We start from the raw sequence: 21,909 nt of genomic DNA, 5'->3' as shown, positions 1-21,909 counted from the left end.
GACCGCGGTCCTGCCGGGCGCCTGCGTCACATCGTCCATCTGAGCTGCGAGTTGCCGCTCCCGGCTGCTGGGGCCCGCTTCTCGCACGCAAGTCCGGCCCGGCCGGACTCCAGGAACCGGCCTTCCAGGTTCCTGCCGACTACGCGGACACCCTTCGCCCGCCGCGCGGCCTCGGCAACGGTCATCTCACAAGGCCGGCAGCCTCGGCGACCAGGTGGATCCGGCGGTGCCGCTCATCGAGATGGGGAAACCGGTGGGACTTCGCCTTCGGATCCACCATCGAAACCCGAGCGGACGAACGTGCAATCATGCCTCAGTCTCCCGCCGACACCCGGTCACCAGAGAGTAGTTGAGACACGGGCCCGCAGTCGTACCGGTTACTGCCGGATCGGCGTGTTCGCCCCGGCAGTCCGTGCCACCGGTGGGTCGGAGCAGGGTGGCCCTCCGGCGGGCGGGGTAGCGTCCACCGGAGGGCGTCCACCGGCGGCAGCGCCGGGTGGAGAGACTCGGAGATGCCTTACGTCCTGCTCCATTTCTGGTTGGTGCCGCTGTTGCAGGTCCAGATCTCCAGGAGGGTGTTGTTGGCAGTGCCGTGACCGGTGGCGTCCAGGCACTTCCCGGAGCCGGTGTTGACGACGGTGCCGTCCGCGCGCAGGCTCCACTGCTGGGCACCGGTGCCGTTGCAGTCGTAGATCTGTACCGGGGTGCCGTCGGCGGTTCCGGCCGAGCGGACGTCCAGGCACTTCCCGCCGCCGTAGACGGTCAGGCGTCCGGACGCGTCCGACGTCCAGGACTGGTTGCCGCCGCCGTTGCAGTCCCACAGCGCGACCTGCGTGCCGTTGGTTTGGGTGGCATTGGGGACGTCCACGCACCGCGAGGACTCCTGCCCGCGCAGGACGCCGGTGGTGCCGGGCGGGGGCGGCGTGCTGCCGGACCCGCCGAGTGCGGCGACCAGGGCCTCGGCGGCGCTTGCCTGGGTGGTGGGGGTCCACAGGGCGAACGGCCCGACGAACGAGTTGCCCTGCTGCCCGGAACCGTTGGTGTCGTTGGCCACGATCGAGTTGGCCGTGGTGGTGAGGAACGAGTCGTACTCGGTGCTCCTGGTGGCGGTGGCCAGGGCCCGGAGGTAGCGGGCGAAGATGCCCTTGAACGCCGAACCGTCGCCGCTGCAGTTGGGCTCGCAGCCGTCGTAGAGCACGCCGTTGTGGTTGAAGCGCGCGACGGCCGCGGTGGCGATGGTCTTCGCCGTGGTCAGCAGCGAGATGTCGCCGGTGGCGCGGGACTGCTCGGCGAGCCCCTGGAGGATCACGCCCTGGTTGTAGGAGTAGTTCGCCGTGCTGAAGGTGCAGTTGGGCACGTTGAGCCCGTCCTGGACCAGGTTGCCCTTGATGAGGCCCGAGTTCCTGAACCAGTTCCACTCGGCGGTGGCCCAGCCGCCGTAGGCGGTGTCGCCGGCGATGCGGTTGTGCAGTCCGGCCGTGGCGGCGAGGAAGAGTTCGTTGGCGATGGAGGCCTTGTACTGCTTGGCGGTGCTCCAGTAGACGCCGCCTCCGCACGCGCTGTCCCAGTAGCTGTGCATGTAGTCGGTGGTGGTCCTGGCCATGTTCAGGTAGTTGGCGTTGCCGGTGATGTCGTAGGCCTGGAGCCACACCAGGGCCCACCAGCCGGTGTCGTCGATGTACTCGTTGGTGAAGTTGCCGTTCTTGGCGAACGCGCCGGAGATCGCGTAGTCGTAACTCCGGTCGCCGGTGGTCTGTTCGTACGTCATCACCGTGCTCAGCGACACCGCGGCGGTCCACCAGCCGTTGGAGTCGATCCGGCCGTTGTTCGCGTCGTAGGACTTCATCAGGACCGCGACGCTGTTGGCCGCCGGGGACGACGCGCCCTGCGCACCGACGGTGTTCGGGACCAGCAGTAACAGGCCGAGCAGGGCGACCACCGCCCGTGCTGCCCATCTCCTGGGCGTGGATGTGTTCATCGTTGGTTCCGCCTCTCGTGGGGGGGAGGTGTTGCCAGTCGGTGCGGAGGCCTCCCGATTCGGGGAGGCCTCCGCACCGAGGCGGGGAGGCGCAGCGTCAGGAGGTGAGGTTCCAGCGCTGGTTGTTGCCGCCGTTGCAGTCCCAGATCTCCAGCTGGGTGCCGTCGGTGGTGCTGGCGCCCGGGATGTCGAGGCAGCGGCCCGACTGCGGGTTGACCAGAGCCTTGGTGCCGGAGCTGTAGGTCCACTTCTGGTTGTTGCCGCCGTTGCAGTCCCACAGTTCGACGAGGGTGCCGCCTGCGGTGCCGCCGTTTCCGGTGACCTCCACGCACTTGCCCAGTATCCGGAGCGTGCTGTCGGTGCCCACGGTGACCTGCTGGGCGACGGAGTTGTTGCACGTCCAGATCTGGATCTTGTTGCCGTTGGTGGTCGAACCCGTGTTGTCGTCCAGGCACTTGCCCCCGTTGTCGGACGTGACGGGACCGGTGGAGCCCACGGCCGGGCCCGGCGGCCTACCGCCCCCGTCGCCGTTGTAGGACGGCGGGGCGGCCGATGCAGCGGTGGCCCAGCCGGTGTTGGCGCTGGTGCCGAGGGCCAGGTTGAGGGTGCCGCCGCCGGTGGCGAAGGACGCGGGCAGGTAGGCGTTGTTCCAGGTGGCGCCGTTGAGCGTGGCGCTCTGGACGTAGGGGGCGTTGTCGGCGGCGGCCGGAGCGTTGACGACGATGTGGCCGCCGCCGCCGAGGGTCACGTCCACGGAGGTGAACAGCGGGCTCCCCAGGGCGAGGTCGGCGGTGCCGGGGGTCTCGGGGTAGAAGCCCATGGCCGACCAGACGTACCAGGCGCTCATCGTGCCCAGGTCGTCGTTCCCGACACCCCAGTCGGCCGCGCTGTTCGGCCACAGCTGGTCCTGGACCTGGCGGACCAGCTTCTGGGTCTTCCAGGGCTGCCCGACGTAGTCGTACTCCCAGGGCAGCTCGATGGAGGGCTCGTTGCCCAGGTCGGCGTGCGAGCCGCCGGACCCGTGGAAGTCCGAGAGCACGCTGTCGAGGTAGGCCACGTACTTGCTGTTGCCGCCCATGGCGTCGGCCAGGCCGCGGATGTTGTGCGGCACCGCGCCGGTGTACTGCCAGGACGTGCCCTCCACGAACTGGTCACTGCTGCTCGGGTTGAAGCCGCCCTTCCAGGAGCCGTTCGCCAGCTTGGGCTGGATGAAGCCGCTACCGGGGTTGAAGATGTTCTTCCAGTCCTGCGCCCGGTTGGCGAACTGCGAGGACGTCGTGGTGTCACCGAGCGACTTGGCGAACGCGGAGGTGGCGAAGTCCTGCGCACTGTATTCCAGCAGGGTGGCGGCCGAACCGTAGAAGTCCCTGGGGTAGGACCCGTCGGAGGGCAGGTAGCCGTACTTGGTCTGCAGATCCAGGCCCATCCGGATCGGATTGGACGTGGTGCCCTGCTTGACCATGTCGGCCTTGGCCGCGGCGGTGTCGAAGTCCCGGGCGCCGAAGGCGTAGTAGTCCGCGACGATGGCCGGGCCCGGGTCGCCGTTCATCACCTGCGTCTCGGCCGAGTTCAGCGACCACTTGGGGAAGAAGCCGGCCTGGGCGTAGTCGTTGACCAGCGACTGCGCGCTGTCACTGGCCTGCTGAGGTGCGACCAGTGCTTCCAGCTGTGCCTGGGTGCGGTAGATGTCCCAGCCGGAGTACGTGCCGTACTGGGCCTTCTGGCCGCCCGAGACGGTGTGCACCTGCCGGTCGAAGCCCCAGTAGCGGCCGTCGGAGTCGCTGAGCAGGTTCGGGTGCAGCAGCGAGTGGTAGAGCGAGGTGTAGAAGACCTTCTGCTGGTCCGACGTGCCACCGGTTACGGCAATGCGGCCGAGTACGGAGTTCCACGCGTTGTGCGCGGCGGTGCGGGTTCCGTTGAAGTCCCAACCACTGTTCTCTGCAGCGCGGTTGGCGGTGGCGCCGGCGATCGAGACGTAGGACAGGCCGACCTTGGCCTGCACCACCTGGTTGCCGGTGGTGTTGAAGGTGACCGAGTCGCCGCCGTTGAAGGTTCCGCTTCCGGTCATCGGCTGGTCGAAGACCATGTCGAAGTAGGCGGTGTAGGAGGGGGCCGAGGCGCAGAACAGGCCGGCGTCGACCGAGCCGCTGATCTCGGTGCTGCTGATCCTGTTGAAGTGCAGGTTGGTGGCCTTGTCCGCGTTCAGCTTGAACAGCAGGTTGGCCTGGGTACTGGCGGGGAAGGTGAAGCGCGCCATGCCGGAGCGGGCCGTGGCGGTCAGTTCGGTCTTCACGCCGTTGCCCAGGGTCACCGAGTACGAGCCCGCGCTCGCCGACTCGTTGCTGTGGCTGAATGTCTGGGTGGCGCCGCCGTCGACGCTCCCGAGCGTCGGCAGGACGGGAATGTCACCCATCGCCCCGCAGCCCGGTCCGGAGATGTGGTTGAGACTGAACCCACTGACAACGTTGTCAGAGTAAGCGTAGTCACCGCCGGGCGGACGGGACGATGTGTCGGGGCTCCAGGACACCATGCCGAACGGGGTGTCGGCGCCGGGGAAGGTGTTGCCGCCGTTGGACGTGCCCAGCAGCGGATTGACCAGGGAGGCGGGATCGGACACCACGGCCGGCGCGGCGGCGGCGGTGGGGGCGGCGAGTCCGAGAAGGAGGAGGCAGCTCGCCAGGGGGATACGCCATCGCTTCATATGCGGCTCCCGATGCGGACGGCGCGGCTGTTGCGGCGCCGGTGGGGGGTGAGTCCCGCACAGCAAAGGGCAGTTCCGGAAGCCCTGTCAACACGTTGGACCGAAATAGCGAACAACACCCAACAGGCCTCGGAGGGAAGATGTTTGGACGTGAGGACGTGTGCGTGGGGGCGACCCCTTCGGTGCCGTGCGTCGGACCGGCGCCCGCAGAGCGCCGGCCGGAGGGCTCATGACCGCAGGTCAGCCAGGATCGGACGGGCTGCCGGAGGCGGTGGGGCCGGGCGGAGGATGCCGGTACGCCCGCACCGGGCCCTGGGGGATGCGACCGCGCGGAGCCGTAGTCGGAGCAGTCCGGTCACTTGTCCAGACCATTGACGCGGCCATGGTTGCTGGCTAGCGTGCAGAAAGCGCTCCCCCGTCCGGATGATTGACGTGACCGTGATCGCTGGCTAATTTCGGAGAGCGCTCTCCTCTCGCGGTGCGCCTCACCGCACGGGATGCGGTGGCGGGGGAGTTCTCGTGCTTGCTGCCCGCGTGCCGCTCCGGCGTCTGACAACGTTGTCAGAGACCGTGCTGTCCGGTCAGGTGGCCCGGGAGTCGACGGGGCGGCCAACTCCCGCTCCGTGCAGGCGAGATCCGCATGGGGTGGTTCCTGTGCCTTCTTGTTGTGGCTTTCGACCGGCAATCGCACACGACCGAACGCTGTGCGGCAATCCCTCCAGCAAAGGAAGGTCACTCATGTCACGACTGTGGAGACTTGCACCCCTGTGGGTGCTGACGCTCCTGGCAGCATTACTCGCGGTCAGCAGTGCTCCCGCGCAGGCGGCGACCACGTCCGTCACCGTGGACGGCACGCAGGGCGGGCGGACGTTCGACGGGATCGGTGCGATCAGCGGCGGTGGCGGCAACTCCCGGTTGCTGACCGACTATCCGGCGGCGCAGCAGTCACAGATCCTGGACTACCTGTTCAAGCCCGGGTACGGCGCGAACCTGCAGCTGCTGAAGCTGGAGATCGGTGGTGACGCCAACTCCACCGACGGCTCGGAGCCGTCGATCGAGCACAGCCGCGGTGTGATCAACTGCAACGCCGGCTACGAGTTCTGGCTGGCCGAGCAGGCCAGGGCCCGCAACCCCGCCATCGGCCTGTACGGTCTGGCGTGGACCGCGCCCGGCTGGATCAGCGGCGGGTTCTGGTCCACCGACACGATCAACTACCTGATCTCGTGGCTGGGCTGTGCCAAGCAGCACGGCCTGACCATCAGCTACCTCGGCGGCTGGAACGAACGCGGCCATGACGCCAACTGGTTCGTGCAGCTGCGCTCGGCCCTCAACAACGCCGGGTACTCCGGCGTCAAGCTCGTCGCCGACGACAGCGGCTGGGGCGTGGCCGACGACATGGCCAACAACGCGGCGTTCAACAACGCGGTGTCCATCATCGGCGCGCACTACTCCTGCGAGGGCGGCGACGGCGGGAACGCCAACTCCTGCTCCAGCAGCACCGCCGCGAAGAACAACGGCAAGCCGCTCTGGGACAGCGAGAACGGCTCGCAGGACATGAACACCGGTGCCCCGGCGCTGATCCGGGCCATCACGCGTGGCTACATCGACGCGAAGATGGTCAGCTACTTCAACTGGCCGCTGCTCGCGGCGATCTACCCCAACCTGCCCTACAACACCGTCGGCCTGGCCACCGCCAACTCACCCTGGTCGGGCAACTACTCGATCGGCGCGAGCACCTGGGCCACCGCCCAGGTCACCCAGTTCACCCAGCCGGGCTGGAAGTTCATCGACTCGGCCTCCGGCTACCTCGGCGGGACCGAGTCCAACGGCACGTACGTCACCGTCAGGTCGAACACGTCCTCGGACTACTCGACGATCCTGGAGACCACCACGTCCGGCTCGTCGCAGACGGTGAACTTCGCCGTCAAGGGTGGCCTGTCCACCGGGACCGTGCACGTGTGGGCGACCAACGTCAACAACCCCGGCAACGCGACGTCGTTCGTCCACACCCAGGACATCACGCCGAGCAACGGCGCGTACTCGCTGACCCTGCAGCCCGGTTACGTCTACACCGCCACCACCGTCGCCGGCGGCGGTAAGGGCACCGCGACACCGCCGGCCGCGCACGCCCTCGCGCTGCCGTACTCCGACACCTTCGACAGCTACGGCAACGGCACGGAGGCGAAGTACCTGTCCGACATGCAGGGCTCCTTCGAGGTCCAGCCCTGCACCGGCCGCTCCGGTCAGTGCGTGCAGCAGATGGCGCCGGTCAAGCCGATCGAGTGGCAGGACGACTCCGACACCTACTCGCTGATCGGCGACACCACCTGGTCGAACTACACCGTCAGTGCCGACGTGTTCCTGCGCGGCGCGGGCACCACTGAGCTGATCGGCCGGGCGAACACCCAGCAGCGCCCGCAGTCGCACATGAACGCGTACTACCTGCGGATCCGGGACACCGGGCAGTGGTGGATCGAGAAGATGTACACCGACGGCTCCAACCACACCCTGGCCACCGGCACCACCACCGCGCTGGGCACCGGCACCTGGCACAACCTGTCCTTCACCTTCCAGGGCTCCGTGATCAGCGCCAAGCTGGACGGCAACCAGTTCGGCTCCGTCACCGACGGCTCCTTCTCCAGCGGGCAGGCCGGCCTGGGCATCCAGGGTTACCGCACCGACCAGTTCGACAACCTCAACATCACCCCCGGCACCGGTGGCGGCACCGGCGGCACCCCGGGCGGCACCGGGGCGGTCGTGTCGGCGAATGGCGGCAAGTGCCTGGACGACAACACGGGTTCGACCGTCAACGGTAACAAGATCCAGATCTGGAGCTGCAACAACTCCGGCGCCCAGCAGGTCACCGTCGCGTCCGACGGCACCCTCCAACTCCTCGGCAAGTGCGTGGAGGTCACCGGCAACGGCGGCGCCGCCAACGGCACCCTGATCGAACTGTGGGACTGCAACGGCGGCAACAACCAGAAGTGGACCTACACGGCGTCGACCGGAGCCCTGGTCAACCCGCAGTCGGGCCGCTGCCTCGACGTCCCGGGCGCCAGCACCACCGACGGCACCCAGCTGGAGATCTGGGACTGCAACACCGGCAACAACCAGCGCTGGACACTGCCCACCGTGTGACGCTCTCCACCGGTGACCGGTCACCGGCCGCCGGTCCACCGCCCCCCGGGGGAGGCGGACCGGCGGCCGGGACCGCACCGGTGGGCGGGAGTCCGACCGACAGAAGTGAGGATCCATGAGGAGCAGACTCGCGGCGGCCCTGGTCACGGCCCTGCTGACAGCGGGCGGCCTGGCCTGGGGCACGGGCACACCGGCGGTCGCCGGCAGCAACACCCATGTGCGCCTCATGCCGCTGGGCGCCTCCATCACCGAGGGCTACCGGAGTTCGACCGGCAACGGATACCGCGGGCCGCTGTTCAACAGGCTCGCGTCCGAGGGCTACACACCGGACTTCGTCGGCAACCTGCGCAACGGAAACATGTCCGACCCCGATCACGAAGGCCACTCCGGCTGGCGGACCGACCAGATCGCAGGCATCGCGGACGCCACCCTCGCCCGCTGGAAACCCAACGTCGTGACCTTGCAGATCGGCACCAACGACCTGGCGCAGAACTACCAGGTACCGACGATCTCCAACCGGCTCGACGCGCTGATCGACCGGATACTCGACGACGTCCCCGGGGTGACCGTGCTGGTCAGCCCGCTGCTGCCGAGCACCGATCCCACCATCCAGGCCAACCGGGCGGAGTACGACCGCCGGGTGCCCGAGATCGTCCGGGCCAAGGCCGCGGCCGGCAAGCACGTCGGACTCGCCGACACCAGCAGTGTGAAGGTCTCCGACCTGGCCGACGACCGGCACCCAGGCGACGCCGGCTACCAGAAGGTGGCCGACGCCTTCAACGCAGCCTTGGTGGCCGCGGACAACGCGGGCTGGATCAAGCCCCCCGCACCGAACGGCGGCCCGGTCAGGGCGGGCGTCGGCGGCGGAGGGAAGTGCGCGGACGTCAACGGCGCCAACAGCGCCAACGGCACGGCGGTGCAGATCTGGAGCTGCAACGCGGGCGACGGGCAGTGGTGGACGCTGCGCTCGGACGGCACGCTGCGCGCGCTGGGCAAGTGCCTCGACGTGACCGGCTTCGGCACGGCCGACGGCACCAAGGTGGAGCTGTGGGACTGCAACGGCGGTGCCAACCAGCAGTGGCAGGTGTACAACGGCGGCTACCGCAACCCGCTGTCCGGCCGCTGTCTCGACGACCCCGGTTTCTCCACCACCGACGGTACCCGGTTGGACCTGTGGACCTGTGACGGAGGGGCCAACCAGCGCTGGACGACGCTGCCGGCCGTGGCGTGACCGCGGACGGCAGGCGCCGGGCCGGGCCGGACGGTGTGTCCGGATCCGGTCCCGGCGTGCCCGAGGCGCTCCACCGCACTCGCCCCGCGGCTCGACGACGACAGGAAGGAAGAGAGCCTCATGCTGACGAACACCGCCCGACCGAGGGTGCCGCTCCGGCGCATCCTGGCGGGACTGCTGCTCCTGGCCGCGGCCCTGCTGGGGCCGCAGTCCGACGCCCACGCGGCGACGGTGAGCACGTTCACCCCCGGCACGGCGTGGAAGGACCAGAACGGCAACCCGCTCCAGATGCACGGGCTGGGCATCGTCAAGTCCGGCAGCACGTGGTACGCGTTCGGTGAGGACAAGAACGGCGAGAACTCGTCCGACACCTCGTTCCGCTCGATTCCCTGCTTCACCTCGACCGACCTGCGCACCTGGACGTACCAGAGCAGCGCCCTGCCACGGCAGGCGAGCGGGGACCTGGGCCCCCACCGCATCGTGGAGCGGCCCAAGGTGATCCACAACGCCTCGACCGGCCTGTACGTGATGTACATGCACATCGACGACCCCGCCTACACCGAGGCGAAGGTCGGCGTCGCCACCAGCTCCACCCCCTGCGGCCCGTACACCTACCGGGGCAGTTTCCAGCCGCTGGGCAACCAGAGCCGTGACGAGAGCCTCTTCCAGGACACCGACGGCACCGCCTACCTGCTGACCGAGGACCGCGGGCACGGCGCCACGCACATCGAGCGGCTCTCCGCCGACTACCTCTCGGTGGCCGCCGACGTCGCCGACCTGGCCGGCTACGAGGCCCCGGCGATGATGAAGTCCGGCGGCCGCTACTTCATCCTCGGCTCCAGCCTGACCGGCTGGAACACCAACGACAACATGTACGCCAGCGCCACCTCGCTGAGCGGACCGTGGAGCTCGTACAGCACCTTCGCACCCGCGGGCACCTCGACGTACAACACCCAGACCGCGAACATCATCCAGGTCAGCGGCTCGTCGGGCACCACGTACATCTACGCCGGCGACCGCTGGAACCCAGGCGACCTGGCCGGCTCCCAACTCATCTGGCTGCCGATCACCGTCTCGGGCAGCACGCTGAACGTCGGCTGGTTCAACTCCTGGTCCCTGGACGTCCCGGCGGGCACCTGGACCGCGAACTCCTCGGTACCCAGCGCCGCCGACCACGTCCTCACCAGTGCGGGCGACGCCCAGGCCGTCGACGTCGACAACGCCTCCACGAGCGACGGCGCCGCGATCGTGCAGTGGCCCGCCACCGGCGGCGCCAACCAGCGGTGGAACCTGCGCCGCGCCTACGGCAACGTCTTCAGCCTCGTCGGCGCCGGATCCGGCAAGTGCCTCGACGTCTCCGGCGCCTCCACCGCCCGGGGCGGGGCACTCATCCAGTGGCCGTGCACCGGCGCGGCCAACCAGTTGTGGGCCTTCGACGCGGTCGGTGACTACGCCTCCCCGTCGAACACCTCCTACGTCCTGAAGAGTCTGAACAGCGGTCTGGTCATCGACGTCCCCGACAACTCCACCACCGCGGGCACCGCCCTGGACCAGTGGAGCAGCAACGGGGGATCGAACCAGGTCTGGCGTGTCTCCTGACCGACAGGCCCGCCACAAGCGCCACCGTGCGGCGGCACCGACCAGAAGGGGGAGCCGGGTCGAGGCCGGATCCGAATCCGAGAGGTGAATCCGTTCACGAAAAGATCAGCTCCTGGTGGTTCCCGGGAGAGCGGATCCCCAACCGCGGCACAGACGTCGTCAGCCCCGCCCACGACCCCGCCCACCTCGCGCCGAGGTTCGTCACGCCGGCTGGCCGGTCAGCCGGCCGGTGCGCCGACGTACTTGTCGAGCAGGCCGATCGGCGAGTCGACCGGCCAGCTGCAGAACCCGGCCCGCTCCACCTCCTCGTAGAACGGCACACCGTCGTCCCCGCGGTGCGGCGCCCGGTCGTGGTGCAGGTGGACGACCGGGTCGGCGTGCCGGTCCATCGGGCCGTAGCGCTCGGCCCGCCAGACGAAGTCCTGGTCCTCGCCGCCCCAGCCGGAGAACCGCTCGTCCATCCCGCCGATCCGGCTGAACAGCGACTCGCGCAGCCAGACGCAGCCACCCGGCGGGCGCCGCAGGTACACCCCGCGCAGCGGGCCCTGGTCGACGGCGCCCCGCCCGCCCAGGCAGCGCTCCTGGACGGCGAGCCGGCTGGCCTGCGGATCGAGGAAGAGCATGTCCTGGAACGGCCAGTGCGCCTGCGTGCCCGGCTGCCGGAACCGCTCGACGGCCCGGGCCACGAAGTCGCGGTCGACCAGGATGTCACCGTCGAGGACGCAGACCAGCTCGGCGGGCCTGGCGCCGTGCACCACACCGACGTTGACCGTCCAGGACTTGTTGAAGCGCCCCGGGCACGGCGCGAACAGGTAGCTGTCGCAGGCGTCCGCGAACAGCTCGCGCCAGCGCGGCCGTTCGTCGCTCTCCACCACGATCACCCGGTACCGCTCGCGCGGATGGCTCTGGTCGGCCAGCGCGGCGAGTACGGCGGCCAGGTTGCGCAGCCGCCCCTCGGCGTCGTCGGCCGCGCGGAACGGGATGACCACGGCCGCGTCGACCGGCTGCCGCCCGTGGTGCGGCGGCCGGGCGAGCTTGCCGAGCAGGTCGGTGGCCGTCGGCGCGGCCGGCAGTGCCGCGACCGGCTCGCCCGGTTTGGCCAGCAGCCGCGACAGCGTCTCCACCGTCGCTGCGGCGTCGGCGAGTTCGGTGCCCGCCCCGTCGGCCAGCAGCGGGAGCAGCAGCCCGGCCAGCAGGCGGGCTGCGGCCGGGTCCGCCGGGGCCTCGCCCAGCCGGGCCGCCGCGGCTGCGGCCTGCCGGTCGGCAAGACCCGACAGGGCCCTTACGGTCGCGTGGTGGGCGTCGGCCGACCAGTCCCAGTAGTCCGGGGCGACGGCCCGCGCCACCGGATCGGCGGCCAGGATCACACTGCTGACGGCGGCGGCGGCCAGCACCTGCGGGTCGTGCGGTCTCGCCGGGGCGGCAGGCTGGTCAGGAAGCGCGGGCTGGGCGGACAAGGCGGGGCTCCCAACGGGGTCGGTGGCGGGGTCGGGGTCGTTGGCGGGGCGGGGTCACGGTGCGGAGACGAGCGGTTCGGTGACGATCTCCTCCACCTCGCGGCGCCGCTGCGCCGAGGCCGGGAACCGGCCCTCGCCGAGGTAGAGCAGGAAGGCGCCGGCCGTCACGCAGCAGGCGACCGCGACCGGGACGGACATCGGGGCGAAGTCGAACAGCAGACCCGCCACCCCCGGCCCGATGCCGAACGCCACGGCGCCGGTCATCTGGAACAACGACATGTAGAAGCCGCGGAGTTCGTCCGGAGCGAGGGCGGCCACCAGCGCGTACGAGGAGGGCGAGACCAGCATCTCGCCGAAGCTGTAGACCGCGACCCCGGCGAACACCAGGGCGGCGGCCGGCCAACTGGTGAAGCCGGCCGCGCTGCTGGTCAGCGCGAGTGAGGTGAGTAGCAGTCCGGCGCCGGCCAGCACCACCCTGGTCCGCCGGGCGCGGCGCACCCGGTGGGTCACCCAGAGCTGGGCCACGAACAGCAGCAGGTAGTTCACCGCGAAGACCAGCGTGGCGTACCACTGGCCGAGGTGCAGCACCTTGGTCAGGTACAGCGGCAGGAAGGCCGCGGGCACCGTCCAGGCGGCGGCGATCAGCAACTGGCTGAGCAGCAGCCGTCGGAACGCCGGATCCGCGAACGCCTGGCGGCGGGTGGGGCGGGCCGCCGACGCGTCCGCCGGCGCCTTGGCGGCCGGCTGGACGCGGCAGGCGGCGATCAGCGCGCCGGCCACCACGCAGGTGCCCGCGTTCACCAGGACGATCACCCGCAGGGCGTCCGTGCCCTGGTCGGCCAGGAAGATGGTGCTGATCAGCGCGCCGGTGCCGAGGCTGCCCGCACTGACGGCCTGGATCAGGGCGAACCAGGAGTCGAGCTGGCCGGGCTTGGAGACGCTGGTGATCAGCGTGGGCCAGCCGGCGAAGTACAGCCGGTCGGCGGCCATCACCAGCAGCACACAGCCGAAGATCCCGAGGTAGGAGTCGGCCACCGGGTAGCAGGCGTACCCGGTGGCGGAGAGCAGGTTGCTCAGCACCACCGTGCGTTTGGCGCCGAGCCGGTCGGTCAGCAGCCCGCCGAGCGGTGACAGCGCCAGCGCGCCGAGGGTGGCCGCGCTGATCGTCAACCCGACGCCGGAGACCGGGAGATCGGTGGTGACGGTGAAGAAGTAGAAGGCCAGCGGGAGGAAGAGGCCGACGCCCAGGGTGTCGATGCTGAGGGCGGCGACCAGCAGGTGGTGGCCCCTGGTGTCGGGCAGCGAGCCGGCCCCGACGAACCGGGACGCCGCCCCGGCCGGCGCGCGCCCGCCGGCCGGGGCATCAGGGGCCCGGGTCACGTCAGCCCACCTCTACGGTCTGCCAGCTGATGCCGGTGAGGTCGGCCACGGCGCTGTCGGCGGCGCCGAGTGCCTCGGCGTCGTGGGTGGTGGTGATGCCGATGCAGCGCAGCCCGGCGGCCTTGGCCGCGGCGATGCCGGCCGGCGCGTCCTCGAAGGCGACCGTGTCGGCGGGCGCCACGCCGAGCGCCGCGAGACCGGCGAGGTAGCCCTCCGGGCTCGGCTTGCCGGTGGCCACGTCCTCGGCGGTGATCAGTGCCTTGAACAGGTCGGCTCCGCCGACGAGTTCGAGCAGCGCGGTGGCGTGCTCACGCAGGCCGGAGGTGACCACCGCGATCGGGACGCCGCCCGCGTGCAGGCGGGCGATCAGCTCGGCGGCGCCCGGTACCGGGTACGGCGGCGGGCTGTCGGGGCCGTTCAGGTAGCCGACGGCCTCGTCGAAGAGCTCGTCCACGGTGTGGCCGGGGAAGAGGTGGACGTACTCCGCCAGCGACTCCTGGCCGCGCCGGCCGACGAAGGTCGCCAGCAGGGCGTCGTCGCACGGCAGGCCGTGCGTGGTGAACAGCCTGGTCCAGGCGGCGCGGCTGCGGTGCTCGGTGGCGACCAGGGTGCCGTCGAGGTCGAACAGGGCTGCGCCGGCGCGCAGTTCGGTGATCTGGTTCATGGTGCTGGTCCTTGCGAAGTGGAGGGGTCGGACGGGCCGGGGCCGGCTGGGACGGCCCTCGGTCAGCGGGGGCCGGCGGCGCCGAGCCGCAGGTCGCGGTAGGAGTCGGCCCAGGGCAGCCGGGCCTCGATCGCGGCGGCGCCGCGGATCACCTTGACGTCCTGGTGGCGGCGGGCGGCCAGTTGGAGCCCGACCGGCACGCCGTTGGCGGCCCGGCCGGCCGGGACGGACGCGGCGGGGCTGGCGATCAGGTTGAACGGGCTGGTCAGCGACCAGCCGACATAGCGGTCCACCGGCCGGCCGTCGATCTCGTGCGGGCCGACGGTGTCGCGGCCGGCGCTGTTCGGGATCCCGGTGATGCCGTTGACCGGGCTGGCCACCAGGTCGTAGCGGTCGAAGAGGTCCTCGAAGGCGTCCAGGACCTGGGTGCGCATCAGGTCCTCCAGCCGGAAGTCGACCGCGCTGAACGAGTCGCCGACCCGGACGCTGTCCAGGTACGCCGCCTCGATCGAACCGCCGTGGTCCCCGACCAGGTCGAGCCCCTGGCGCCGGGCCACCTCCGCCGACTCGGCGTGGCAGAGCGACAGGTAGCGGCGCCACATCGCGGTGAGCTCGTCGTGCGGGAACGGCAGCTTGAAGTCGACCTCCTCGACCACCGCGCCGGCGTCCACCAGGGCGGGCAGAGCGGCCCGGACCAGCCGCTCGGCCTCCGCGGTCACCGGGTAGCCGCCCAGGTCGGGGCTGTAGGCGATGCGCAGGCCGGTCAGGTCGCCGTCCAGGCCGTCGGCCAGCCGGTCGCCGACCGGGAAGGAGTACGGGTCGCGCGGGTGCGGGCCGGACATCACGTCCAGGCCGATCACCGCGTCGCGGACCGAGCGGGCCACCGGCGCGTAGCAGACCATCGGGTTCAGCCGGCGGAAGGCGTTCGGCTTGGCGGGCACGGCGACCCGGCCGAAGGTGGTCATCATCGCGAACACCCCGCAGAACGCGGCCGGCACCCGCAGGGACCCGCCGGCGTCCGAGCCCTGGGCGAGCGGCACCAGGCCGGCCGCGACCGCCGCCGCGCTGCCGCCGGAGGAGCCGCCCGCGTTCATCTCCAGGTTGAACGGCGTCGGGGTCGGGCCGAACAACGCGTTGTCGGTGGTCGCCTTGAAGCCGAACTCCGGGGTGTTGGTCTTGCCCACCACGATGGCGCCGGCCTGCTCCAGCCGCTCGACGCACAGGATCGTCTCGGTGGGCACGTCCTCCGCGAAGACCAGCGAGCCGCGGGTCATCCGCACACCGGCCACCGGGTCGAGGTCCTTCACGGCGATCGGCACGCCGTGCAGCGGGCCGAGCGCTGCGCCGGAGGCGACCGCCTGCTCGGCCTTCTTCGCCGCTGCCAGCGCCCGGTCCGCGCAGACCGTCACGAAGGCGTTCACGGTCGGGTTGAGCTGCTGGATGCGCTCCAGGCTGGCCTCGACCGCCTCCACCGGGGAGATCTCGCGCCGGCGGATCAAATCGGCCAGGTGGTGGGCCGTCAGGTCAGTGGGCTCGGTCATCCTTGGCTTCTCCTAGCTGGGGTCACTCGGATGGTCTGTACGGGTGAACACCGGCCGGTCCGAAGTGGTTGCACCGCCGGCGGCGCGGCCGGGATCAGCCGGCCCGGCGGCGGACGGCGAACAGGGCCGCCCCGGTGCTCAGCGCGGCCACCCCCGCGAGCCCGAGCGCGACCAGCGTGAACGCGGTACCGGGGGCGTCCGCCGCGCCGCCCCGGCCGGCCAGGTACGGGTAGAGGGTGCCGAAGACGGCGACCCCGAGCACGCCCGCGAGCTGCGCGATGGTGTTGACCGAGCCGCTGAGATCGGCGGCGAACCGCGGCGGCACCGCCACCGTGAGCAGCGTCAGCAGCGAGCTGAAGGTGGAGCCGAGGCCGAGCCCGCCCGCGCAGAGCACCGCCGCCAGGGCGAGCGGGCGGGCGCCGCCGGACACCTGGAGGGCGGCGAGGGCGGCGTAGGAGAGCACGAGCAGCAGCCCGCCGAGGACGGGCAGCAGCCGGCGCAGCGGCGCGGGCAGCCGGGGGAGCAGCGGTCCGGTGATGCCGAAGCAGAGCACCCAGCCGAGTGGGACGAGCCCGGACTGCCACGGGCTCAGGCCGAGCTGCTGCTGGAGGTGCAGCGCGAGCACGTACAGCACGGCCAGGTACGTCAGTGTGAAGCCCGCCTGCGCCAGCAGCGCCCAGCGGACGGCGGGGACGCTCAGCGGGCGCAGGTCCAGGGCGGGCCGCCCGCCCGCCCGGGCCACCCGGCGCTCGGTGCGGGCGAACGCGATCAGGCCCGGCACGGTCAGGGCCAGGACCGCCCACATCCACCACGGCCACCCGAGGCCGGGGCCGAAGGCCGGCGGGAGCACGGCGGCCAGCGTGACGGCGGCCAGCAGCGCCGTACCGGCCAGGTCCAGCCCCTCCCCGGCGGCGCGGGCATCCGTGCCCCGCGCCGCCGGCCGGGGCAGCAGGCGGGCGCCGACGGCCAGCGCGGCGATCCCGGCCGGTACGTTGATCAGGAAGGCGGCCCGCCAGCCGGTCCCGAACACGTCGGCGGACACCAGGACACCGCCGAGGATCTGCCCCAGCGCGGCACTGCCGGACAGCGTGGCGGCGTACAGCCCGATCGCCTGGGCGCGCCGTTCGGCGGGGAACCACTGCTGGATGCCGATCAGGATGGACGGCACCATCAGGCCCGCGCCCACGCCCTGCACCAGCCGGGCGGCGATCAGGACCCCGGTGCCCGGGGCCAGGCCGCAGAGCAGCGAGGCGGCGGTGAACAGGGCGAGGCCGCCCAGGAAGGCCCGGCGGACACCGAGCCGGCCGGCCAGCCGGGCGCCGGGCACCAGCGCCAGGGCGAAGAGCAGCACATAGCCGGCCACCACGAGGGTGAGCCCGCCGTCCGAGGCGCTGAGGTCGCTCTGCATCGACGGCGCGGCCACGTTCGCCACGGCGGTGTCGATGTTGGCCATGGCCTGGCCGGAGAGCAGGACGAGCAGCAGCCACCCGGCGGTCCGGCCGGGCGGCAGTGTTCCGGGCGGGGCCGCCGGAGTCTCGACGGCCGCCGTGGTGGCGCGGACCTGGTCGGTCATCGGTGTCCCCTTGCCGTTCGGACCTCGCAGTCCGCGAGGGCGTGCGTGCGGGCGCCCGCCCGGAGGCGCGCGGGTACCGGAGGGTGGAACACCGCCCGGGTCCGGCGGGTTGCAGCCCGCCGCCGGTGATTTCACGGACTTGTGCGGGACGCGTGCACCCTGAGCCCGCCCGCGCGAATACATCGTGGACACGTCACGATCAAGTCTTCCCGGGGCCCCTGTGCCTGGATATCGTCAGAGCGTCCGCTCTGGTCTAGACCTTCACGGAACCGGGAGCAGCAGCCATGCGACACCAGGTGCCGCGCGTCGAAGCCACCTCCGAACTCGCCGACCTCGTGGCACCGCTCTTCACCCGCGCCGAACCCCGCCGCCAGGCCCTCGCCTACATCGACGGCCTGCTCAACGCAGCCGAACGGGGCAACAGCCGGCTGCTCGCCGAACACGCCGGCGCCCGCACCGCGTGGAGCACCCAGCGCCTGCTGACCCGCGCCCGCTGGGACGCCGAGGAGTTCAGGGACCGCATCCGCGACTACCTCGGCAGCCGGCTGGCCCGCCCGTCGGCCCAACTCGTGCTCTGCCAGTACGAGACCCCGCGCACGGGCAGCCAGGCGGTCGCCGTCGCCCGCCAGCCGGCCGAGCACGACGGCCGGCCGCGCAACAGCCAGGTCGCGGTCCTCCTCTGCTATGTCTCGCCGCGCGGGAGCGCACTGATCGACCGGGAGCTCTTCCTGCCGCCCGAGTGGTCCGCCGACCCGGCCCGCTGCGCCGACGCGGGCATCCCGGAGGGGCAGATCCGCCACCGCTCCAAGGCCGCCCTGGGCCGCGAGATGACGGAGCGGGCCGCGGCCGGCGGACTGCCGTTCTCCTGGGTGGTGGGCGGCCCCGGCTTCGGCCGGGACGTGCAGTTGCGCGACTGGCTCCGCAGACGCCGGCTGCCGTACGTACTGGAGCTGCCCGCCGAGCCGGCCCGGGTGGCCCTCACCGCGCTGCGGACCTCCGAAGCCGCCTGGCCGTCCGGGGTCAACTCACCCCGCCTGGAGGGGGGCTGGCAACTGGCCGGCCGGGATCCGGTGCTCGCCCGGCGGCTCTGGGGCCCGCCCGCCGACGGCTTCCGCCACAGTCTGCTGCTGCGCCGCAACCCGGCGGGGGACGAGAGTGCCCATCTGGTGCACGCGCCCGAGCCGACCCCGATCGCCTCGATGGCGGCGGCCGTACTCTCCCGTCGGGCAGCGGACCTGACGATCCGTCGGGCCGAGGCGCACGCCGGTCTCGGCAGTCACCAGGTCCGCGGCTGGATGGCCTGGTACCGGCACACCACGCTGGCGATGGCCGCCGCGGCCCTGCGCGAGACCCGGGCCGCGGAGGCCACCGGTCCGGTGGCCCTGAGCACCGGAAATGCCGCCAAGTACCGCTCCCGTCAGTGATCCCTTGCCGCCCGGCGGGGCGAAATGGTGTACTCGAATCGTTGACGGACAAGCAATTGCGCTACCGGTCACGGTCATTCATTCCGTGCTTTCCAGGCCGTCCGTCAGTGTTCATCGAAGCCTTCTCCGGCACCAAGGGTACAGCCGTACGTCATCTGTACACGGATCGTCACCCGCACTGCGGCGCCGCTTCGCCCCCCCGGACGGCCGCCGCAATTCCGTCACCCTTTTCAGGAGTGTTCACACCGCGATGGCCGAGGCAACCACACGTTTCGACGCAGCCGCCACCTCCGACCTGACCACCGCCCGCCGCCCAGCCGCAACGGCGGACCCGCAGACCGACCCGCGCGCCCGGATCGCCCTGGCCGGCCTGCGGGCCCGGGCCCAGGAGCTCGGCAGACTGGCCGCCGTCACCATCGACGCGCTGGCCGACCCGGCCGTCGCCCTGAGCATCGACAGCCCCGAATTCGCCGACCTGGCCCGGGAGACCGTGCCGCGCTGGCACTTCGCCATGCTCAACGACCACGAGCGCAACGACGCGCTGGCGGTCGCGCTGGAGCGGGTGATCCCGGCCGGGGCCACCGTCCTGGACATCGGGGCCGGCACCGGACTGCTCGCCATGATGGCGGTCAAGGCGGGCGCTAAGCACGTCTACAGCTGCGAGGCCAACCCGATGATGGCCGAGGTCGCCCGCCAGGTCGTCGCCGAGCACGGCCTCGCCGACGTCATCACCGTCCTCGCGGTGCGCTCCACCGACCTGGTGGTCGGCCGCGACCTGCCCGGCCGGGTGGACGCCGTGATCTCCGAGATCGTCGACTGCGGGCTGATCGGCGAAGGCCTGCTGCCCAGCGTGCGGCACGCCCGCGAGGAACTCCTCGTCCCCGGCGGCATCCTGCTGCCGCGCACCGCCCGAGTGCTCGGGGCGCTGGTGCAGAGCGAGGTCGCGGCCGGACTCAACCGGGTCGACAACGCCGGCGGATTCGACGTCTCGCTGCTCAACAGTCTCGCCACCGTGGGCCACTTCCCCGTCCGGCTGCACACCTGGCCGCACCGCTTCCTGTCGGCCCCGGTCGAACTCGCCTCCTTCGACTGCGAGTCAGGGCCGCTCGAAGCCGGTGAGCGCGCACTGAGCATCCCGGTGCACAGCGAGGGCACGGCGCACGCCCTGGTCGCCTGGTTCGAACTGGAGCTCGGCGGCGGAGTGACCCTGCGCAACAGCCCCGAGAACGTCAGCTCGCACTGGATGCAGGCGATGATCCCGCTGCCCACCCCGCTGGTGGTCGACCCCGCCGAGCCCGTCGAGCTCGAACTCGCCTGGACCGAAACCCAGTTCTCGCTTCGCTGACCACGCGCCGCACGCCGTACCCCCACCCGTACGTCCCCGCATGGAAGGAAGCCCGATCGTGTCCCACACCCCGATCGCCCATGTGCCCTTCGCCCTGCACGGCGAGGAGCTGCGCCAGGCCGTCATCGCCTACGCGGCCAACCCCATCTACCGTGACAACGAGGAGTGGGAGAACGCGGACAACCCCTACCACCGCCAGTTGCGGCCGCAGGTCATCCCCCACCTGGACTTCGACCGGGTGCCCGGCCGTGACCGGGCGCTGGAGTACAGCAGCCTGGCGGCGCAGCGGATCCTCACCAGCATCTACGAGGCCGACCTGGTGTTCTTCCCCAAGGCCGGCCTGGGTGCGCTGGACAAGGACTACCGCGCGTACTACAGCCCCGGCAACCGGGCCCGCGGCGAGCTGATCCGCCCGGCGCTGGAGCGCTTCGCCTTCGGCTTCCTGGACGACGAGGTGGAGGTCAGCGGGGACTGGGACTCGGCCGGCCTGGAGAGCTACCTGCAGTCGCTGGACGTCGACGCGGCCGGGCAGGCCTCGCTCGCGGAGGAGGCCATCCTCAAGTCCTCGGACCCGAAGCGGGCCGCGCAGATGTGGCTGATCCAGTTCGCCCCGGACTTCCTCTCCGAGGCCTCCCCGATGGCCCGCAACGTCCTGGGCTACTACGGCGAGGCGCAGTCGGAGTGGTTCAAGATCGTTATTGACGAGTACGGCTACGGCGTCCACGACACCAAGCACAGCCAGTTGTTCGAGAAGACCCTGGAATCCGTCGGGCTCAGCTCCGAACTCCACCGCTACTGGCAGTACTACCTCGTCAGCAGCCTCGCGATGAACAACTACTTCCACTATCTCGGCAAGAACCACGAGCACTTCTTCCGCTACCTCGGCGCGCTCTACTACACCGAGAGCACCCTGGTCGACTTCTGCCGGCGTGCCACCGCGCTGCTCGACAAGGTATTCGACGGGGAGGCCGACACCCGGTACTTCACCGAGCACGTGCACATAGACCAGCACCACGGCCGGATGGCCCTGGAAAAGCTCATCAAGCCGCTGATCGCGCAGCACGGCGAGCAGATCATCCCCGAACTCGTCCGGGGAATCGAGGAGTTCCGCGCGCTGAGCACCCTCGCCGACGAGGACTTCGCCACCCAGATCGCCTGGATGGACGACGGCCCCCGCTACAAGGAGCTGCACGGCCCCGTCCACGCGGCCATCCTGGAGGGCCGGGTGACCGCCCCGGTCGCGGACATCGTCGAACCCTTCGGCGAACTCTCCAACACCCACAGCCACGAGGGCGACGAGCTGTGCCACATCGTCTCCGGCACGATGCGCTTCGTCAGCGGCTTCAACTCGTACCAGATCCTGGAAGCGGGCGAGGGGACGGTCATCCAGCGCAACCGCCTGCACGGCGCGATCATCGAGTCGCAGGAGTGCGTCTACCAGATCCACTCCGTGGGGGACTACCAGGCATGCCTGTCCTGACGTTCGCGGTCAGCGGCCCGGGCAACTGCGTCGAGGTGGACGGGGTGCCGTACGTCTACGCCCGCACCGTGCAGGGCGGTTCGGTGCTGCGGGCGGCCTGCCCGCACCGCGGCGGACCGCTGCACCTCGCGGTGCCCGACCGCACCGGGCGGCAGCTGGTCTGCCCCTGGCACGAGCGCGGCACCTCCCTGAGCAGGCTGCGCAAGGAGATCCCCGCCGTCCGCAACGGTGCCACCGTCACCGCGGTGATCCCGGCCCGGGCCGGCAGTACGGTGGTCCACCGGCACCTGCCGCTCTCGCCGGAGCTCGCGCTCGGCTGCTGAACCCGCCTGCCCCGCACATCCGTTGGCACCTCGGAGCCGGTGCCCGGCTCTCGCCAGGCCCTGCCCGGCGAGAGC

General features: G+C 71.1%; 14 protein-coding genes. 7 read left to right on the top strand and 7 right to left on the bottom strand.

From position 1 onward, the window contains the following. Positions 1 to 517: 517 nt before the first annotated feature. Positions 518 to 1,978, bottom strand: a complete 1,461-nt coding sequence (locus ACFUK0_RS25665) for a glycoside hydrolase family 76 protein (protein ID WP_380254114.1) — start codon at positions 1,976 to 1,978, stop codon at positions 518 to 520. Between the two features lie 97 nt (positions 1,979 to 2,075). Continuing rightward, a complete protein-coding gene (locus tag ACFUK0_RS25660) occupies positions 2,076 to 4,679 on the bottom strand; it encodes a lectin (protein WP_380254112.1) in 2,604 nt (867 codons plus the stop codon). A gap of 738 nt (positions 4,680 to 5,417) precedes the next feature. Between ACFUK0_RS25660 and ACFUK0_RS25655 the strand changes: the two genes are divergently transcribed. The 3 genes from ACFUK0_RS25655 to ACFUK0_RS25645 all read left to right on the top strand — a co-directional run bounded on the left by ACFUK0_RS25655 (position 5,418) and on the right by ACFUK0_RS25645 (position 10,647). Then, positions 5,418 to 7,817 (top strand): ricin-type beta-trefoil lectin domain protein, encoded by a 2,400-nt coding sequence (locus ACFUK0_RS25655; RefSeq protein ID WP_380254110.1) that lies wholly within the window; start codon positions 5,418 to 5,420, stop codon positions 7,815 to 7,817. 115 nt (positions 7,818 to 7,932) lie between these two features. Next, positions 7,933 to 9,048, top strand: a complete 1,116-nt coding sequence (locus tag ACFUK0_RS25650; protein ID WP_380254108.1) for a ricin-type beta-trefoil lectin domain protein — start codon at positions 7,933 to 7,935, stop codon at positions 9,046 to 9,048. Between the two features lie 120 nt (positions 9,049 to 9,168). Next, a complete protein-coding gene (locus ACFUK0_RS25645; protein ID WP_380254106.1) occupies positions 9,169 to 10,647 on the top strand; it encodes an RICIN domain-containing protein in 1,479 nt (492 codons plus the stop codon). Positions 10,648 to 10,865: 218 nt separating this feature from the next. Here the strand turns inward: ACFUK0_RS25645 and ACFUK0_RS25640 are convergent, their stop codons facing one another. From ACFUK0_RS25640 to ACFUK0_RS25620, 5 genes are all read right to left on the bottom strand, one after another. Beyond that, positions 10,866 to 12,104, bottom strand: a complete 1,239-nt coding sequence (locus ACFUK0_RS25640; RefSeq protein WP_380254104.1) for a glycosyltransferase — start codon at positions 12,102 to 12,104, stop codon at positions 10,866 to 10,868. Positions 12,105 to 12,158: 54 nt separating this feature from the next. Beyond that, on the bottom strand, positions 12,159 to 13,484 hold the full coding sequence (locus tag ACFUK0_RS25635) for an MFS transporter (RefSeq protein WP_380254102.1): 1,326 nt from the start codon (positions 13,482 to 13,484) through the stop codon (positions 12,159 to 12,161). Between the two features lies 1 nt (position 13,485). After that, positions 13,486 to 14,148, bottom strand: a complete 663-nt coding sequence (locus tag ACFUK0_RS25630; protein ID WP_380254100.1) for an HAD family hydrolase — start codon at positions 14,146 to 14,148, stop codon at positions 13,486 to 13,488. Between the two features lie 62 nt (positions 14,149 to 14,210). Next, a complete protein-coding gene (locus tag ACFUK0_RS25625) occupies positions 14,211 to 15,689 on the bottom strand; it encodes an amidase (RefSeq protein ID WP_380254098.1) in 1,479 nt (492 codons plus the stop codon). A gap of 94 nt (positions 15,690 to 15,783) precedes the next feature. Further along, complete coding sequence (locus ACFUK0_RS25620) at positions 15,784 to 17,262, bottom strand: MFS transporter (protein ID WP_380254096.1); 1,479 nt, start codon at positions 17,260 to 17,262, stop codon at positions 15,784 to 15,786. 284 nt (positions 17,263 to 17,546) lie between these two features. On the opposite strand from ACFUK0_RS25620, the gene ACFUK0_RS25615 reads away from it, so the two are divergent. From ACFUK0_RS25615 to ACFUK0_RS25600, 4 genes are all read left to right on the top strand, one after another. Beyond that, positions 17,547 to 18,686 carry an IS701 family transposase gene (locus tag ACFUK0_RS25615; RefSeq protein ID WP_380254094.1) on the top strand — a complete coding sequence of 380 codons (1,140 nt, stop codon included), beginning with the start codon at positions 17,547 to 17,549 and terminating at the stop codon, positions 18,684 to 18,686. A 250-nt stretch (positions 18,687 to 18,936) separates the two neighbouring features. Next, the gene (locus ACFUK0_RS25610; RefSeq protein ID WP_380254092.1) at positions 18,937 to 20,031 is read left to right on the top strand and encodes a 50S ribosomal protein L11 methyltransferase; all 1,095 of its coding nucleotides are present in this window, start codon (positions 18,937 to 18,939) and stop codon (positions 20,029 to 20,031) included. A 58-nt stretch (positions 20,032 to 20,089) separates the two neighbouring features. Beyond that, the gene (locus tag ACFUK0_RS25605) at positions 20,090 to 21,511 is read left to right on the top strand and encodes an iron-containing redox enzyme family protein (protein WP_380254090.1); all 1,422 of its coding nucleotides are present in this window, start codon (positions 20,090 to 20,092) and stop codon (positions 21,509 to 21,511) included. Then, positions 21,499 to 21,834, top strand: a complete 336-nt coding sequence (locus ACFUK0_RS25600) for a Rieske 2Fe-2S domain-containing protein (protein ID WP_380254088.1) — start codon at positions 21,499 to 21,501, stop codon at positions 21,832 to 21,834. Before ACFUK0_RS25605 ends, ACFUK0_RS25600 begins: the two co-directional genes overlap by 13 nt. The last annotated feature ends 75 nt before the right edge of the window (positions 21,835 to 21,909 follow it).

Origin of the sequence: Kitasatospora sp. NPDC057223, from assembly GCF_042669755.1 — a bacterium.
Classification (GTDB): domain Bacteria; phylum Actinomycetota; class Actinomycetes; order Streptomycetales; family Streptomycetaceae; genus Kitasatospora.
The sequence above is the reverse complement of the archived record's forward strand: the minus strand, read 5'-3'. Positions and strand labels throughout refer to the sequence as shown.